This window comes from Achromobacter sp. HNDS-1 (assembly GCF_040084795.1).
GTDB classification, from domain to species: domain Bacteria; phylum Pseudomonadota; class Gammaproteobacteria; order Burkholderiales; family Burkholderiaceae_B; genus Achromobacter; species Achromobacter ruhlandii.
Window position 1 is genome coordinate 2,900,228 of the sequence record NZ_CP157584.1, and the last position, 17,175, is coordinate 2,917,402.

Sequence of the window (17,175 nt, forward strand, 5' to 3'; positions counted from 1 at the left end):
CGACAACATGCTATCGATCAAGAATCTGGAAGCGGGCTACGGGAAGGTGAAGGTGCTGCACGGCATCAGCATGGAGGTCCCGAAGGCCAAGGTGGTGACGCTGATCGGCTCGAACGGGGCCGGCAAGACGACGACGATGCGGGCGCTGTCGGGGATGATCCGGCCGACCGCGGGCGAGGTCACATTGGGCGGCAAGCGCATCGACGGGCTGGAGTCGCATCGGATCGCGCGGCTGGGGTTGGCGCATTCGCCGGAAGGGCGGCGGGTGTTTCCTACGCTTTCCGTCACCGACAATCTGCTGCTGGGCGCATTTCCCCGGTTGACGGGTAGCCGGCCCAAGGGCGACGTGCAGGCGGACCTGGGGCGGGCGATGGATCTGTTTCCCCGCCTGAAGGAGCGACGCGAGCAGTTGGCGGGGACGCTGTCGGGCGGCGAGCAGCAGATGCTGGCGATGGCGCGGGCGGTGATGCTGAATCCGGAGCTGGTGCTGCTGGATGAGCCGTCGATGGGGTTGGCGCCGATCCTGGTGGAGGAGGTTTTCCGGATCATTGCGCGGCTCAAGGATGAAGGGGTGACGATGTTGCTGGTCGAGCAGTTTGCGGCGGCGGCGTTGAATGTCGCGGATTATGGGTATGTGTTGGAGAATGGGCGGATTTCTGTGCATGGGAGTGCGGAGAAGTTGAAGCATGATCCGGCTGTGGTGGCGGCTTATCTTGGGGGGGCGCATTAGTTTTTTTGTTGTTGCGTGGGATTGAGTTCTTGAGACGCACGGCGGGGCGGCGGGCGGTGGCGGGCAGGGCTACGATTGCGGTCCGGAGCGTTCGCTCCGGACTGCCCCTTCGTCATCTTCGTCACAGCCTTCGGCTGTTCCTTCAGATTCCCTCGGGCGCATCTACACGCCCCGCCCGCCACCGCCCGCCGCCCCGCCGTGCTCGCGATTGTTCTGATTCCTGCGTTGCCGGGGTTAGCCGTGTGCTTGGCATGCTTTGGCCGCGGGTGCTCTCGCTGAAGATCTTGCGGGGCCCGCCCAAAGGCGGCCGCGCGGGCGGCCTTTTTGGGCTTACGCGCTGGTTTTGCGTTGGCGGATGACGCTGCGCGCGGGTGACGGACGGCTTGGTGGGCCGCCTGTTCTTGGGAGTGGAGCGGATAAAAAAAGGCAGGATTGCGCTTGGCGCAATCCTGCCTTTGCTTTTGGCGCGCGGGACGCGCGCTGTGCTTAGACGGTGATGGTCAGGGTGACGTCGATGTTGCCGCGGGTGGCGTTCGAGTAGGGGCAGACGATGTGGGCGGCGGCGACGAGTTTTTCGGCTTCGGCGCGGTCCATGCCGGGCAGCGAGATCTTCAGTTCGGCTTCGATGCCGAAACCGGTGGGGATGGGGCCGATGCCGACCGAGCCGTCGATGGTGGCGTTGGCGGGCATGGCGATCTTGTCGCGGCCGGCGACGAACTTCATGGCGCCCATGAAGCAGGCGGAGTAGCCGACGGCGAACAGCTGCTCGGGGTTGGTGCCGGCTGCGCCGGCGCCGCCCAGTTCCTTCGGGGTGGTCAGCTTGACGTTCAGGTTGCCGTCGCTGGAGACGCCAGTGCCTTCACGGCCGCCGGTGACGTGGGCGTGGGCGCGGTAGAGGACTTTTTCGATGGACATGGTGCTTTCCTTTTGGATGAAGGTGAGGGACTGCCGGGCTGGCGGGAACGTTCCCGCTTCGACCCTTACTGATTTGATAGCACACGATTACATCGTGCGCTATTTATAACCGGGAATGACAGCGATTGCCATCATCCTCCGCAAAGACTGCGAATCAAAGACTGCTGACCAACTTTTCCCGCAATTCGTGCAACGACTTCATGGTGCCCTGCGCCTCTTCCAGCGAACACTGGGCCGCTGCGGCGATGGCGTGGGGCACGGCTTCGGCCTGGTTGCGCAGGTCGCGGCCCTGCCGGGTCAGGGTGACAATGACCTGGCGTTCGTCATCCTGCGCGCGGGCCCGGGTAACCAGGCCCGCCGCCTCCAGCCGCTTGAGCAGCGGCGTCAGGGTGGCCGAGTCCAGGAACAGGCGTTCGCCGATGTCGGTGACCGTGATTTCGTCGCGTTCCCACAGCACCAGCATGACCAGGTACTGTGGATACGTCAGATCCAGGCCGCGCAGCAGCTTGCGGTACACCTTGTTCATCGCCAGGGAGGTCGAGTACAGGGCGAAACACAGCTGGCTGTCTAGCAGCAGCGGGTTGAACGCGCTTTTGGGCTGGGATCTGGATTTCATTGTGCAATATTAAATAGCGCGCTATTTATCGTCAAGCACTTTTTCCGGGCTTTTGTATCCGCCATGGCGATTGGCGCCCCCTCGCGTGCTGCGCTGCGGCAGGAAGGCCCCGACGAAGATGGTGAGCAGGGGGGTACAGGCGACACCCCCAAGGGCCTGATCCCCGTGCCGTGTCGACCAAGGCAGGCGTCTCGGCCCCGTTCAGGCGGCGTGCTCGCCTTCCAGCGCCCCGCGGTCGGAACCGTAGCGCTTCAAGCCGTCCAGGTCCAGCACCCGCACGGCGCCGTACTCGACATTCAGCAGCCCGGCCTCTTCCAGCTTGCGCAGCGCCTGGTTGGCGCGCTGGCGCGAGACCCGCGCCAGGTAACCGACCTCTTCCTGCGTGATCGTCAGGCGCATGCCCATGCCGGGGTACAGCAGCGGGTTGAACAGCTCGGCCAGGCAGCGCGCCACGCGCGCATCCGGATCCAGCAGGCGGTCGTATTCGGCCTTGCCGATGAACTGGGCGACGCGTTCGTTCAGCTGGTGCAGCAGGTAGCGGTTGAAGGGAATGCTGGTGTCCAGCAGCCAATCGAAAGTGGCGGCCGGCAGGCGCGCGACGACGGAATCGCGCAGCGCCACGATGTCGTACTTGCGGACTTCGCGCTTGAGCAGCGAGCCTTCGCCGATCCAGCCGCCCGCGGGCACGCCGGTCAGCGATGCGACCTTGCCTTCGGCATTTCCCACCGACACCTTCACCAGGCCGGCCAGCACGCCGATCCAAGCCTGGGCGAGTTCGCCTTTGCGCTCTATGATCGACCCGGCGGCAACCTGCTGCACGGACAGGTCTCGCTCAACGCGCGCTTGCTGCTCGGCGTCGAGTACGCGAAACCAGGCCGCGGCCAGTTGCAGGGAGTCGGATAGCTGCATCGGGAATACCCTAAAAGTTCCTTGAATGTCGCGATGGTGACAGTTGGTAGCAACCCAACCTTATACCTTAACTCCTGCCGTAAATCTAAAACCAACTGGTCAAGCGCGATCTCCCGCGCGCCGCGTTAGCGGCCTCGGGTGCGATGTGCCCAAACCGGAGGAGACAACGTGGCACATTCATCGCCCGCATCCGCAACGATGCCGGCGGCGCTGGATACTTTTCCGGCGCTGCTGTTCGCGCATGCCGACGTACGCGGGTCGCGGCCCGCGATACGTGAGAAAGACCTGGGTATCTGGCAAACCCTTACCTGGTCGCAAGTGGCGGAGCACGTGCGCCAGGTCGCCCACGGGCTGGCATCGCTGGGCATCCAGCCCGGCATGCACGTGGCCGTGATCGGCGAGAACCGGCCGCGCCTGTACATGGCCATGATGGCCACGCAATCGCTCGGCGCCATTCCCGTTCCGCTCTACCAGGACGCCGTGGCCCAGGAGATGGTCTACGTGCTGCAGGACGCCGAGATCAGCGTTGCCGTAGTCGAGGACCAGGAGCAGGTCGACAAGATGCTGGAAGTGCGCGAGCAATGCCCCGCGCTCAAGCACGTGGTCTACGACGATCCGCGCGGCCTGCGCCACTACACCGATGCGATGCTGCTGTCGTACGACCGGCTCGAGGAGATTGGCCGCGAGTACGCCGCGCAGCATCCCGACTTCTTCGCCCGCGCCGTGGCCGCGGTGCAGCCGCACGACGCGGCCGCGATGTTCTATACCTCCGGCACCACCGGCAAGCCCAAGGGCGTGGTGCTGACGCACCATGCGCTGATCGACCGCGCCCGCGCCGTATCCGAAATGGAAAACCTGACCGACCGCGAGGACGTGCTGGCCTACCTGCCGCCGGCCTGGATCGGGCAGAACATGTTCTCGTACACGCAACTACTGGTCACGGGCTTCACCGTGAACCATCCGGAGTCGCCCGATACCGTGTCGATCGACATGCGCGACATCGGCCCCACCTACTACTTCGCGCCGCCGCGCGTGCTGGAAGGCCTGCTGACCCATGTGATGATCCGCATGGAAGACGCCGGTTATCTCAAGCGCAAGCTGTTCCATGCCTGCATGAAGCTGGCGCGCCGCGTCGGCACCCGCATCCTGGATGGCGAACCGGTCAACGCCTGGGACCGCCTGCGCTACGCGCTGGGCAATGTGCTGATCTACGGTCCGCTGCGCAATGCGCTGGGCATGAGCCGCGTGCGCGTGGCCTATACGGCCGGCGAGGCCATCGGCCCCGACCTGTTCGTGTTCTACCGCTCCATCGGCATCAACCTCAAGCAGCTCTACGGCTCCACCGAAACCTCGGTGTTCGTCTGCGTGCAGCCGGACGGCCAGGTGCGCGACGACACCGTCGGCCCGCCGGTGGCCGGCGTGGAGATCCGCGTGGCCGACAACGGCGAAATCCTGGTCAAGAGCCCCGGCCTGTTCAAGGAGTACTACCGCAACCCGGACGCCACGCAGGAGGCGCGCAGCGCCGACGGCTGGTTCCACACGGGCGACGCGGGCTACCTGGACACCGACGGCCAGCTCAAGATCATCGACCGCGCCAAGGACGTCGGCAAGCTGGCCGACGGCAGCCTGTTCGCGCCCAAGTACCTGGAGAACAAGCTCAAGTTCTTCCCGCACATCAAGGAGGCGGTGGCGTTCGGCGCCGGCCGCCAGGACGTGTGCGCCTTCATCAACATCGACCTGGAAGCCGTGGGCAACTGGGCCGAGCGCCGCGGCCTGCCCTACGCCGGCTATACCGACCTGGCGGGCAAGGACGAGGTCTACCAGCTCATCGCCGATTGCGTCGAGCAGGTCAATGCCGACCTGGCCACCGATCCCAAGCTGTCGGCCTCGCAGATCGGCCGCTTCCTGATCCTGCACAAGGAACTGGATCCGGATGACGACGAACTGACGCGCACCCGCAAGGTGCGGCGCGCCTTCATCGCGCAGAAGTACGGCGTGCTGATCGACGCCCTGTTCGAAGGCAAGCCGTCCCAGTACATCGAAACCGAAGTGAAGTTCGAGGACGGCCGCACCGGCAAGATCGCCGCCGACCTGAAGATCCGCCCGGTCAAGACGTTCCCCGCCATCACCGCCCGAGCCGCGTAGAGACCATGAGCAACAACGACCGCGACCAGCGCATCGGCGACGTGATGCTGGACATGCAGAACATCTCGCTGTCCTTCGGCGGCGTCAAGGCGCTGACGGACATTTCCTTCAATGTGCGCGAGCATGAGATCCGCGCCATCATCGGCCCCAACGGCGCGGGCAAGAGCTCGATGCTGAACGTCATCAACGGCGTCTACACCCCGCAGCAGGGCGGCATCGCCTTCCGCGGCGAGCGCTTTTCGCGCATGAATCCGCGCCGCGCCGCCGAAATGGGTATCGCGCGCACCTTCCAGAACCTGGCCCTGTTCAAGGGCATGAGCGTGCTGGACAACATCATGACCGGACGCAATCTGCGCATGAAGTGCGGGCTGCTGGCGCAGGCCTTCCGCCTGGGCGCCGCCGAGCGCGAAGAGATCGAGCACCGCCAGTTCGTCGAGAACATCATCGACTTCCTGGAAATCCAGGCGTATCGCAAGACGCCCGTGGGGCGCCTGCCCTACGGCCTGCAAAAGCGCGTCGACCTGGGCCGCGCGCTGGCCATGGAGCCGCGCCTGCTGCTGCTGGACGAGCCGATGGCCGGCATGAACATCGAGGAGAAGCAGGACATGAGCCGCTTCATCCTCGACGTGAACGACGAATTCGGCACCACCATCGTGCTGATCGAGCACGACATGGGCGTGGTCATGGACATCTCCGACCGCGTGGTGGTGCTGGACTACGGCAAGAAGATCGGCGACGGCAAGCCCGATGAGGTGCGCGCCAACGAAGACGTCATCCGAGCGTACCTTGGCGTCGGCGGCGAAGCCGTCGTCACCCAGGACGCCGAAGCGCAGGCAACAGCCCCCGCCCCTAACCCTCCTCCCGAGGGGAAGGGAGAAAACTCACTGGCTGCACGGACTTAAGGGGCGAATGATGGGATTTTTTCTGGAAACCTTATTCGGCGGCCTGATGAGCGGCATGCTGTACGCCCTGATCGGCCTGGGCTTCGTGCTGATCTTCAAGGCGTCGGGCGTGTTCAACTTCGCGCAGGGCGCCATGGTGCTGGTGGCGGCGCTGTCGATGGCGCGCTTCTCGGAGTGGATACCGCGCTGGTTCGGCTTCGAAAACATGATCCTGGCCAACGTGCTGGCGTTCATCGTCAGCGCCATCCTCATGTTCCTGCTGGCCGTGGCGATCGAGCGCTTCGTGCTGCGCCACCTGGTCAACCAGGAGGCCACCACCCTGCTCATGGCCACCCTGGGCATCAGCTATTTCCTCGACGGCCTGGGCCAGATCTCGTTCGGCAGCTCGGTCTATTCCATCAACGTCGGCATGCCGAAGGATCCCTTGATGATCCTGGACTCGGTGTTCGAAGGCGGCCTGCTCATCAACCTCGAAGACCTGACCGCCGCGGTCATCGCCGCGCTGCTGGTGGCCGCGCTGGCGCTGTTCTTCCAGTTCACCTCCACCGGCCGCGCGCTGCGCGCCGTGGCGGACGACCACCAGGCGGCGCAGTCCATCGGCATTCCGCTGAACCGCATCTGGGTCATCGTCTGGAGCGTGGCCGGCCTGGTGGCGCTGGTGGCCGGCATCATCTGGGGTTCCAAGTTCGGCGTGCAGTTCACGCTCTCGACGGCAGCGCTGCGGGCGCTGCCGGTGGTGATCCTGGGCGGCCTGACCTCGGTGCCGGGCGCCATTCTCGGCGGCCTGATCATCGGCGTGGGCGAAAAGCTGTCCGAGGTCTACCTGGGGTCGCTGGTGGGCGGCGGCATCGAAATCTGGTTCGCCTATGTGCTGGCGCTGGTGTTCCTGCTGTTCCGTCCGCAAGGGCTGTTCGGCGAGAAGATCATCGACCGCGTCTGACCACGGCCTTCTAGGATAAAAACATGTTCTATCGCGAAAACGGCCAATTCAAGACCAGCTATCGCGCCGACCAGCAGATCTTCCCGATCCGCCAGGACCGCGTCTTCATCTGGCTGCTGCTGGCGGTGGCGTTCATCGCCATCCCGGCGCTGTCCAGCGACTACCTGCTGCGCGCCATCCTGATCCCGTTCCTGATCCTGTCGCTGGCCGCCGTCGGCCTGAACATCCTGGTGGGCTATTGCGGCCAGATCTCGCTGGGCACGGGCGCCTTCATGGCGGTGGGCGCGTATGCCGCCTGGAACTTCGGCGTGCGCTTCCCGGGCATGCCGCTGATCGTCCAGATCCTGCTGGGCGGGTGCTTCGCCACCATCGTCGGCGTCATCTTCGGCATTCCCAGCCTGCGCATCCGCGGCCTGTACCTGGCCGTGGCCACGCTGGCGGCGCAGTTCTTCGTCGACTGGGCGTTCCTGCGCATCCCGTTCTTCACCAACTACTCGTCGTCGGGCAACGTCTCGGTGCCGCCGCTGACCGCCTTCGGCCTGCCGGTACAGAGCGCGCTGGAAAAGTACCTGTTCGTGCTGATCCTGGTGGTGATCTTCAGCCTGCTGGCCAAGAACCTGGTGCGCGGCGCCATCGGCCGCCAGTGGATGGCGATCCGCGACATGGACGTGGCCGCCTCGGTCATCGGCATCCGCCCGATGTACGCCAAGCTCACCGCGTTCGCCGTCAGCTCGTTCATCGTCGGCGTGGCCGGCGCGCTGTGGGGCTACATCCACCTGGGCTCGTGGGAGCCGCTGGCCTTCGACCTGACGCGTTCGTTCCAGCTGCTGTTCATGGTCATCATCGGCGGACTGGGTTCCATCATCGGCAGCTTCTTTGGCGCGGCCTTCATCGTGCTGGTGCCGGTGGCGCTGACCAACGTGCCGCACATGCTGGGCCTGTCGCTGTCGGTGGACACCGCCGCGCACGTCGAGCACATGGTGTTCGGCGCGCTGATCGTGTTCTTCCTGATCGCCGAGCCGCACGGGCTGGCGCGGTTGTGGAGCATCGGCAAGGAAAAACTTCGCATCTGGCCCTTCCCCCACTAATGATGGGCCCACCCCCGAAAGCGCCTGCGGCGCTTCCCCCCTCAAGGGGGCGCCGCTGGGGACCGGCAAAGCCGGATCCGCCGCGGCCCGGATGGTGCGGCTCCCGTTGTGATCATCGTCGGTAGTAGCGGTATGCGCGCCACGACCGACGTCCTGAATACCCGGCTCCAGACCGGGCCAACCCCGGTGTCCGAGGGTTTATGACCCAAACACCACGCAGGAGGTAAATGGAGATGAAGCGTCTTAACCTGAAGTTGGCGGCAGCCTTGGTGGCCGCAGCCGGCGCCGTGGGCGCCGTGGCCACGCCGGCAATGGCGGCGGAAGAGCAGTTCGTTCCGTTGCTGGTGTACCGGACCGGGTCGTTCGCGCCGCTGGGCATTCCCTGGGCCGATGGCAAGCTGGATTACCTGAAGCTGGTCAACGAACGCGACGGCGGCGTCAACGGCGTCAAGATCACCTACGAGGAATGCGAAACCGCCTACGCCACCGATCGCGGCGTCGAGTGCTACGAGCGCCTGAAGGGCAAGGGCACCGGCGCCTCGGGCTTCGACACGCAATCGACCGGCATCACCTTCGCGGTCAGCGACAAGGCCATGGTGGACAAGGTGCCGGTCGAGACGATGGGCTACGGCCTGTCGCAATCGGTCGATGGCAGCGTGTTCGAGTGGAACTTCCCGCTGCTCGGCACCTACTGGACCGCCGCCGACGTGATGATCCAGGACATCGCCAAGAAAGAAGGCGGCATGGACAAGCTCAAGGGCAAGAAGATCGCCCTGGTCTACCACGACTCGCCCTACGGCAAGGAACCGATCCCGCTGCTGCAGAAGCGCGCCGCCAAGGAGGGCTTCGAGCTGCTGCTGTATCCGGTGACCGCCCCCGGCGTGGAACAGAAGTCCACCTGGCTGCAGATCCGCCAGGCGCGCCCGGCCTATGTGCTGCTGTGGAGCGCCGGCATCATGACGCCCACCGCCATCCGCGAAGCGCAGGCCAGCGGCTACCCGCGCGACAAGATGTACGCGATCTGGTGGGCCGGCTCCGAAGGCGACGTCAAGGACCTGGGCGATGTCGCCAAGGGCTACAACGCCATCACCATCCACAACAGCGGCGCCGACCACGACAAGGTCTATGACGACCTGAAGAAGTACGTCTACGACAAGGGCCAGGGCTCGGACAAGACGGGCAAGACCACGCTCGGCACCATCGCCCACACCCGCGGCATGATGATCTCGATGCTGCAGGTCGAGGCGATCCGCACCGCGCAGGAAAAGTTCGGCAAGGGCAAGGCGCTCACGCCCGACCAGGTGCGCTGGGGCTTCGAGAACCTGAACCTGACGCAGGAACGCCTGAACCAGCTGGGCTTCGGCCAGATCATGCGCCCGGTCAAGACCTCGTGCAGCAACCACAAGGGCGACGACTGGGCCCGCATCGTGCAGTGGGACGGCGCCAAGTTCAAGGTCGTCTCGGACTGGTACCAGGCCGACAAGACCCTGCTGGACCCGATGGTGAAGGAAGCCGCGGCGAAGTACGCCAAGGAAAAGAACATCACGCCCCGCACTTGCGAGAACTGATGTGAACCGGCGGCCGGCGCCCCACGGCGTCGGCCGCCACCAAGCCGCAGGAACCGCCATGACCGCAGCAACGACTACCGCTACTACCGCCGACACCCCCAAGGTGCTGCTCGATGTGAACGGCATCGAGGTGATCTACAACCACGTCATCCTGGTGCTCAAGGGCGTGTCCCTGCAGGTGCCGGAAGGCCGGATCGTGGCCCTGCTGGGCGCCAACGGCGCCGGCAAGACCACCACGTTGCGCGCCATCTCGAATCTGCTCAAGGGCGAGCGCGGCGACGTCACCAAGGGCCACATCCAGTACCGCGACCAGCGCATCGAAAAGCTGTCGCCGGCCGAACTGGTCAAGCGCGGCGTGGTGCAGGTGATGGAGGGCCGTCATTGCTTCGCCCACCTCACCATCGAAGAGAACCTGCTGACGGGCGCCTACACCCGCGACCTCAGCCGCGGCGACACCAGCGCGGCGCTGGAGCGCGTCTATCAGTATTTCCCGCGCCTGAAGCAGCGCCGCGCCAGCCAGGCCGGCTACACCTCGGGCGGCGAACAACAGATGACCGCCATCGGCCGCGCGCTGATGGCCAACCCCAACATGATCCTGCTGGACGAGCCGTCCATGGGACTGGCGCCACAGATCGTCGAGGAAATCTTCGAGATCGTGCGCGACCTGAACCAGCGCGAGCGCGTCAGCTTCCTGCTGGCCGAGCAGAACACCAACATCGCGCTGCGCTATGCCGACTACGGCTACATCCTGGAGAACGGCCGCGTGATGATGGACGGCGCCGCGCAGGACCTGGCCCAGAACGAGGACGTGAAAGAGTTCTACCTGGGCATTTCCAGCGGCGAACGCAAGAGTTTCCGCGACAACAAGTTCTACCGCCGCCGCAAACGCTGGCTGGCCTGATCCCTGGAGCGGCGACGCCGGCGCGGTCCGGCTCGCCGCCGGCAACGACACCGCAGTACGGCACACGAGAGGGTGCGATCCCATGTCCGAGTTTTTCGATGTCCTGGAAACCCGAGCGCCCGAGCAACGCGAGCGCGACCTGATGGCGGCCCTGCCCGACGCCATCGCCCGCGCCATCGCCCGCGCGCCGGCCATTGCCGAGCAACTGCGCGGCATCGACCCCGCCACGGTCACCTCGCGCGCCGCGCTGGCGCGCCTGCCGGTGCTGCGCAAGCACGAGCTGCTGGAACGCCAGCAGCACAGCCGCGAACAGGCGGCGCAACCGGCCGGACCGCAAAAGGCCTTCGGCGGCTTCTCGGCCATCGGCTGGGGCGAAGCCATGCGCGTGTTCGCCTCGCCCGGCCCGATCTACGAACCTGAAAGCGCGCGCGCCGACTACTGGCGCTTTGCCCGCGCGCTGTACGCCGCGGGCTTTCGCGCCGGCGAGCTGGCCTACAACTGCTTCTCCTATCACTTCACGCCAGCCGGCTCGATGATGGAGACCGCCGCGCACGCCGTCGGCTGCACCGTGTTTCCCGGCGGCACCGGCCAGACCGAACAGCAGGTGCGCGCGATCCAGGACCTGGCGCCCAGCGGCTACACCGGCACGCCCAGCTTCCTGAAGATCATCCTGGAAAAGGCCGACGAACTCGGCGTGAAGCTGGATTCGCTGCGCCGCGCGCTGGTGTCCGGCGAGGCCTTCCCGCCGTCGCTGCGCGACTGGCTGGCCGCGCGCGGCATCGAGGGCTACCAGGCCTACGGCAGCGCCGACCTCGGCATGATCGCGTTCGAGACGCCGGCCCGCCAGGGCCTGGTGCTGGGCGAGGACATCATCGTCGAAATCGTGCGCCCCGGCACCGGCGAACCGGTGCCCGATGGCGAAGTGGGCGAAGTCGTGGTCACCACGCTGAACCCCGACTACCCGCTGGTGCGCTTCGGCACCGGCGACCTGTCGGCGGTGATGCCGGGCATCTCGCCCTGCGGCCGCACCAACACCCGCATCAAGGGCTGGATGGGACGCGCCGACCAGACCACCAAGGTGCGCGGCATGTTCGTGCATCCCTCGCAGGTGGCCGACGTGGTGCGCCGCCACCCGGAAATCCTGCGGGCACGCCTGGTGATCAGCGGCACCACCGGGTCGGACAAAATGGTGCTGCGGGTGGAATCACGCGTGCGCGGCGAAGACCTGGGCGCCCGCATCGCCGAATCGGTGCGCGACGTGACCAAGCTGCGCAGCGACGTCGAATGGGCCGAGGCCGGCTCCCTGCCGAACGACGGCAAGGTCATCGACGACATCCGCACCTACGAATAACAAGGATAAGAAGAAGAAAGGCGCGCGCCCGGGACCGGCAAAGCCCGGGCGCGGCAGCGCCGCCGGCGACGGCAGGCTCAATTGCCCAACGGACGGGCCAGCCATTCGCGGCCCTTGAGCATGCCGTTCCAGTAGATCCACGGGAGCATCGTCGCCTTCAGGAACCAGGCGCTCTTGCGCGGCACGGTCGGGTCCAGCGGGAAGGTGGGCAGCAGCTTGCCGCCATAGCCGAACTCGGCCAGCACGATGCGGCCGCGCTCGACCGTCAGCGGGCACGAGCCGTAGCCATCGTACGTGACCGGCAGCGCATGCCCTTCGCGCACCGCCAGCAGGTTCTCGGCCACCGTGACGATCTGCTTGCGCGCCGCCGCCGCGGTCTTGGCGTTGGTGGTGCTGATGCCATCGCCCAGCCCGAAGATGTTGTCGTAGCGCACGTGGCGCAGCGTGGCCGGATCGACCTCGCACCAGCCGGCCGCATCGGCCAGCGCGCTCTGGCGCAGGAAATCGTGCGGCACCTGCGGCGGCACCGCGTGCAGCATGTCGAATGACTTCTCTACACGGGTCACCGCCCCCTCGGCGTCCTTGACGTCGAACCACGCCTTGCGCGCCGGGCCGTCCACCGCCACCAGCGCCGAATTGAACGCCAGCGAAATGCCGTAGCTTTCCACATAGCGCATCAACGGCGGCACGAAGGTCGGCACGCCGAACAGCACCGCGCCGGCCAGGTCGAATTCGACCTCGACGCGATCCAGCACGCCGCTGCGGCGCCAGTGGTCGCACGCCAGGTACATGGCCTTCTGCGGCGCGCCGGCGCACTTGATCGGCATGGCCGGCTGCGTGAACAGCGCCTTGCCGCCTTTCAGGCCGCGCACCAGCTCCCAGGTATAAGGCGCCAGGTCGAAGCGGTAGTTGGAACTGACGCCATTGCGGCCCAGCGTTTCCGACAGGCCCTCGACCTTGTCCCAGGCCAGGCGCAGTCCCGGACACACGATCAATTGCTGGTAGCTGACCGCGCTGCCATCCGCCAGCCGGACCTGATTGGCCTCGGGCTCGAAACCCGCCGCCGCGGCCTGCAGCCAGGTGGCGCGGCCCGGCATCACCGACCGCGTCGGCCGCACGGTCTTGGCGACGTCGAACGCGCCCCCGCCCACCAGCGTCCAGGCTGGCTGGTAGTAGTGCTTGTCGCTGGGCTCGATGACCGCGATGCGCAGGTCCGGACGGCGGCGCAGCAGGCTGGCGGTCACGCCGATGCCCGCCGAACCGCCCCCGACCACCACCACGTCGAAATCGCGCCGCGCCTGTGCTGCCGTCTGCATGCTTGTCTCCCTGCTATCGACCGGTCCGGGGTGGCCGGTTCGTCATGTATTGAATTGCCGAGTACAGCGCCATGCCGGCCACCATGGCCGCCACGAAGATCAGGGCTTCCCGCACGCCGGCCGCCGCCGCCACCAGCGCCGGGCCGGGGCAGAAACCCGCCAGCCCCCAGCCCGCGCCGAACGCCAGGCTGCCCAACGCCAGCCGCGGATCGATGCGCGTGGCCGTGGGCCAATGCAGCGGCTCGCCGGACAGGCTGGCACGGCGACGGCGCAACCAGGCAAAGCCCGCTGCCGTCACGGCCAGCGCACCGCCCATCACCAACGCCAGCGAAGGATCCCAGCTTCCCGCCAGGTCCAGGAAGCCCAGCACCTTGGCGGGATTGGCCATGCCGGAAACGAGCAGTCCCAGCCCGAAAACCAATCCCGAGAGAAACGCGAACAAGGCCACCATGTCAGCCTCCCACCAGGTGCCGCGCGACATACACGGTGGCGAACCCCGCCGCCATGAAGAGCGCCGTCGCCGCCAGGGAACGGCGCGAGCCGCGCGCCAGCCCGCAGACGCCGTGGCCGCTGGTGCACCCCGACGCGTAACGCGTGCCGATGCCAACCAGCAGGCCGGCCGCGATCAGCCTTGCATTGCCCGCTTCCACCACGATCGGCGGCAGCGCGCTGCCCAGCCGATACAGCCAGGGCGACAGGCACAACCCCAGCAGGAACGCCAGCCGCCAGCCGGCATTTCGATCAGGCGGCAACAGCCCGCCGAGGATGCCGCTGATGCCGGCGATGCGGCCCGCGCCCAGCATCATGAGGACGGCGGCCACGCCAATGACCGCGCCGCCGGCGAGCGCGCTTGCGGGGGTAAAGGCGGACAGGTCGATCATGATGCGAGCGCCGCCATGGTCCGACCGCAATACAGGCTCGACAGTGTCTTCATGACCTGGTTGACCTCGAAGCTGGCCAGTTGGTAGTACACGTACTTGCCCTGGCGCCGCGTGCTCACCAGGCCCTCGTCGCGCAGCACGCCCAGTTGCTGCGACAGCGTCGGCTGGCGGATGCCGGTCAGGGATTCCAGTTCACCGACGTTGCGCTCGCCCTGCACCAGTTGGCACAGCAGCAGCAGCCGGTCTTCATTGGCCAGCGCCTTGAGCAGCGCGCAGGCCTGGGAGGCGGATTCGCGCAGCGCGGCGACTTCGCAATCGTTCAGGGCAGTCAGCATTTGATGGGGATCAATCGGCGGAAAAGAGTTTGATCATTATATTGACGGATAAACTATCCAACAATATTATTGAAAAATATATATTGTTCTGCGCACCCTCCTCCTTTGCTCCCGGCGCCCCCTCTCATGAACCCGCATATCCAGGCCTTCTTCGACCCGGTCACCGCCACCGTTACCTACGTGGTCCACGAGCCCGTGGCGGGCGGCGCCTGTGCCATCATCGATTCGGTGCTGGACTACGACCCCAAATCCGGCCGCACCAGCACCGCCAGCGCCGACCGGGTCGCCGCCTATGTGCGCGAACACGGACTACGCACCGACTGGCTGCTGGAAACCCACGCGCACGCCGACCACCTGTCGGCCGCGCCCTATCTTCAGCGCCAGTTGGGCGGCGTCATCGCCATCGGGCAGAGCATCCGCACCGTGCAGGGCGTATTCAAGAAGATCTTCAACCTCGAACCCCAATTCCAGCTCGACGGTTCGCAATTCGGCCGCCTCTTCGCCGATGGCGAAACCTTCCAGATCGGCGCCCTCACCGCGAGCGCCATGCACGTGCCCGGCCATACGCCGGCCGACATGGCCTACCGCATCGGCGACGCCGTCTTCGTCGGCGACACCCTGTTCATGCCCGACGTCGGCACCGCGCGCTGCGACTTTCCCGGCGGCGACGCCCACCAGTTGTACCGCTCCATCCGTCAGCTGCTGAGCCTGCCGGACGACACCCGCCTTTACATGTGCCACGACTATCCGCCCGCAGGCCGAGAAGCCGCGTGGCAGACCACCGTGGCCGAGCAGCGCCGCGCCAACATCCACGTGCGCGACGGCATCGGCGAAGACGACTTCGTCACCATGCGCACGCAGCGCGACGCCACCCTGTCCATGCCCACGCTGATCCTGCCCGCCATCCAGGTGAATATCCGCGCGGGCCATTTCCCGCCGGCGGAAGACAACGGCGTGCGCTACCTCAAGATTCCCGTCGACGCCCTGTAGCGGGCGCGCGCCGCGGCTTGCCGGGCGGCGCACTTGCGCGCCGCCGGGATATCCCGCAAGATCGGCCGGTCACAAGATTGCCGATCAAACGGAATCCCCTCATGTTCGCCGAAGCCGAAGCCGACCCCGTCCTGTCCAAGGAAGCCTTCAAGCCGCTGGAAGCCAAGCTGCGCGTCGCGCTGCTGAATGCGCAATACCAGCGTTTGCAGAAAGCGGAGAAATCCCTGCTGGTGGTGGTGGCCGGCATCGACGGCGCCGGCAAGGGCGCCACGGTCAACCTGCTCAACGAGTGGATGGACCCGCGCCACATCAGGACGCTGGCCTACGGCCCGCCGGAAGGCGGCGAACTGGAGCGTCCGCCGATGTGGCGCTACTGGAAAGACCTGCCGCCCAAGGGCAGCACCGGCATCGTTTTCGGTTCCTGGTACACGCCGCTGATCCGCGAAGCCGCGCGCAAGAAGCCCAACCAGGACAGCATCGAGGCGCAGTCGGTGGCCATCCGGCGCTTCGAGGCCATGCTGGCGGCCGAGGGCGTGCAAATCCTCAAGCTCTGGTTCCACCTGTCGTCCGACGCCCAGCGGGCGCGCGCCAAGCGCCTGCTGGCCAGTCCCGAGACCTCCTGGCAGGTCAGCCCGGTCGACCTCAAGGTGTACAAGAAGTATGACCGCATCCGCAACAGCGGCCAGGTGGTCATCAACCATACCGACAGCGGCCATGCGCCCTGGGTGGTGATTCCCAGCGCCGATGAAAACATGCGCGCCGCGCGCACCGCCGAAGCGGTCCTGGCCGCCATGCGCCAGCAGAGCGTGCCGCGCATCCCGCCGACGTTCGTGGCCCACACCGGCCCGGCCCGCATCCTCGACCGGTTAGGTCAATTGGACTATGACGCCAAGCTCGACCGCGAGGACTACGAGTCCGAGCTTGGCTTGTTGCAAGGCCGGCTGGCGCGCGCGGCGCGCTCGAAGAAGTTCCAGGAACGCTCGCTGGTGTTGGTGTTCGAGGGCCAGGACGCCGCCGGCAAGGGCGGCGCCATCCGCCGCATCACCCACGCGCTGGACGCGCGCCAGTTCGACATCACGCCGGTGGCCGCGCCCAACAGCTATGAACTGTCGCGCCCGTACCTGTGGCGCTTCTGGCGCCATGTGCCGCGCCGCGGCCGCATCGCGATCTTCGACCGCTCCTGGTATGGCCGGGTGCTGGTCGAACGGGTCGAAAAGCTCACCCCGCCCGCGCAGTGGCGCCGCGCCTATGCCGAAATCAACGACTTCGAGGCACAACTGGCGGGCAGCGGCGCGCTGGTGATGAAGTTCTGGCTGGCGATCACCGCCGATGTGCAGCTCGAACGCTTCAAGGACCGCGAGAAATCGCCGTTCAAGAACTTCAAGATCACCCCCGACGACTGGCGCAATCGCGACAAATGGAAGGAATACGCCGCCGCCACCAATGAAATGCTGGCGCGTACCGACGTCAAGCACGCGCCGTGGCACCTGGTGTCGGCCAACGACAAGCGCTACGCTCGCCTGCAAGTGCTGCGGCACATCGTCGAAACCCTCGAAAACCAACTTTGATCCGCAGGAGGCCCCGCGCC

The 17,175-nt window shown here is 66.3% G+C and carries 17 protein-coding genes; 10 read left to right on the forward strand and 7 right to left on the reverse strand.

The window, feature by feature from the left end; all coding sequences use genetic code 11:
* Positions 1-7 precede the first annotated feature (7 nt).
* Positions 8-730, forward strand: coding sequence for an ABC transporter ATP-binding protein (locus ABFG95_RS13475; protein ID WP_047992089.1), 723 nt, complete (start codon positions 8-10; stop codon positions 728-730).
* A 486-nt stretch (positions 731-1,216) separates the two neighbouring features.
* Here the strand turns inward: ABFG95_RS13475 and ABFG95_RS13480 are convergent, their stop codons facing one another.
* The 3 genes from ABFG95_RS13480 to ABFG95_RS13490 all read right to left on the reverse strand — a co-directional run bounded on the left by ABFG95_RS13480 (position 1,217) and on the right by ABFG95_RS13490 (position 3,170).
* Positions 1,217-1,645 carry an organic hydroperoxide resistance protein gene (locus ABFG95_RS13480; protein WP_024070675.1) on the reverse strand — a complete coding sequence of 143 codons (429 nt, stop codon included), beginning with the start codon at positions 1,643-1,645 and terminating at the stop codon, positions 1,217-1,219.
* A 154-nt stretch (positions 1,646-1,799) separates the two neighbouring features.
* Positions 1,800-2,261, reverse strand: coding sequence for a MarR family transcriptional regulator (locus ABFG95_RS13485; RefSeq protein WP_049076957.1), 462 nt, complete (start codon positions 2,259-2,261; stop codon positions 1,800-1,802).
* A gap of 201 nt (positions 2,262-2,462) precedes the next feature.
* Positions 2,463-3,170 (reverse strand): Crp/Fnr family transcriptional regulator, encoded by a 708-nt coding sequence (locus ABFG95_RS13490; RefSeq protein WP_054419840.1) that lies wholly within the window; start codon positions 3,168-3,170, stop codon positions 2,463-2,465.
* A 168-nt stretch (positions 3,171-3,338) separates the two neighbouring features.
* Here ABFG95_RS13490 and ABFG95_RS13495 point away from each other — a divergent pair, with 168 nt between their 5' ends.
* The 7 genes from ABFG95_RS13495 to ABFG95_RS13525 all read left to right on the forward strand — a co-directional run bounded on the left by ABFG95_RS13495 (position 3,339) and on the right by ABFG95_RS13525 (position 12,065).
* Positions 3,339-5,315, forward strand: coding sequence for an AMP-binding protein (locus ABFG95_RS13495; protein ID WP_059272799.1), 1,977 nt, complete (start codon positions 3,339-3,341; stop codon positions 5,313-5,315).
* Positions 5,316-5,320: 5 nt separating this feature from the next.
* Entirely contained in the window at positions 5,321-6,217 is an 897-nt protein-coding gene (locus ABFG95_RS13500) for an ABC transporter ATP-binding protein (RefSeq protein ID WP_068952406.1), read from the forward strand.
* Positions 6,218-6,227: 10 nt separating this feature from the next.
* Positions 6,228-7,157 carry a branched-chain amino acid ABC transporter permease gene (locus ABFG95_RS13505; RefSeq protein WP_049078187.1) on the forward strand — a complete coding sequence of 310 codons (930 nt, stop codon included), beginning with the start codon at positions 6,228-6,230 and terminating at the stop codon, positions 7,155-7,157.
* 23 nt (positions 7,158-7,180) lie between these two features.
* A complete protein-coding gene (locus ABFG95_RS13510; protein WP_049076964.1) occupies positions 7,181-8,245 on the forward strand; it encodes a branched-chain amino acid ABC transporter permease in 1,065 nt (354 codons plus the stop codon).
* A 227-nt stretch (positions 8,246-8,472) separates the two neighbouring features.
* Positions 8,473-9,813, forward strand: coding sequence for an ABC transporter substrate-binding protein (locus ABFG95_RS13515; RefSeq protein ID WP_080977525.1), 1,341 nt, complete (start codon positions 8,473-8,475; stop codon positions 9,811-9,813).
* 58 nt (positions 9,814-9,871) lie between these two features.
* Positions 9,872-10,714, forward strand: a complete 843-nt coding sequence (locus ABFG95_RS13520) for an ABC transporter ATP-binding protein (RefSeq protein ID WP_049076966.1) — start codon at positions 9,872-9,874, stop codon at positions 10,712-10,714.
* A gap of 82 nt (positions 10,715-10,796) precedes the next feature.
* Entirely contained in the window at positions 10,797-12,065 is a 1,269-nt protein-coding gene (locus ABFG95_RS13525) for an AMP-binding protein (protein WP_049076969.1), read from the forward strand.
* 77 nt (positions 12,066-12,142) lie between these two features.
* On the opposite strand, the gene ABFG95_RS13530 is transcribed toward ABFG95_RS13525, so the two are convergent.
* From ABFG95_RS13530 to ABFG95_RS13545, 4 genes are read right to left on the reverse strand one after another with little or no spacing between them, the layout of a single operon-like run.
* A complete protein-coding gene (locus ABFG95_RS13530) occupies positions 12,143-13,381 on the reverse strand; it encodes an FAD/NAD(P)-binding oxidoreductase (protein ID WP_175144663.1) in 1,239 nt (412 codons plus the stop codon).
* A 13-nt stretch (positions 13,382-13,394) separates the two neighbouring features.
* On the reverse strand, positions 13,395-13,832 hold the full coding sequence (locus ABFG95_RS13535; RefSeq protein WP_049076974.1) for a YeeE/YedE family protein: 438 nt from the start codon (positions 13,830-13,832) through the stop codon (positions 13,395-13,397).
* 1 nt (position 13,833) lies between these two features.
* A complete protein-coding gene (locus tag ABFG95_RS13540; RefSeq protein WP_175203240.1) occupies positions 13,834-14,265 on the reverse strand; it encodes a YeeE/YedE family protein in 432 nt (143 codons plus the stop codon).
* A complete protein-coding gene (locus ABFG95_RS13545; RefSeq protein ID WP_054505676.1) occupies positions 14,259-14,597 on the reverse strand; it encodes a metalloregulator ArsR/SmtB family transcription factor in 339 nt (112 codons plus the stop codon). The genes ABFG95_RS13540 and ABFG95_RS13545 overlap by 7 nt, the downstream gene beginning before the upstream one ends.
* 126 nt (positions 14,598-14,723) lie before the next feature.
* Here ABFG95_RS13545 and ABFG95_RS13550 point away from each other — a divergent pair, with 126 nt between their 5' ends.
* Positions 14,724-15,587: an MBL fold metallo-hydrolase gene (locus ABFG95_RS13550; protein ID WP_175144662.1), complete on the forward strand. Its 864-nt coding sequence runs from the start codon at positions 14,724-14,726 to the stop codon at positions 15,585-15,587.
* Positions 15,588-15,688: 101 nt separating this feature from the next.
* Positions 15,689-17,155 carry a polyphosphate:AMP phosphotransferase gene (pap, locus tag ABFG95_RS13555; RefSeq protein WP_049076982.1) on the forward strand — a complete coding sequence of 489 codons (1,467 nt, stop codon included), beginning with the start codon at positions 15,689-15,691 and terminating at the stop codon, positions 17,153-17,155.
* Positions 17,156-17,175 lie beyond the last annotated feature (20 nt).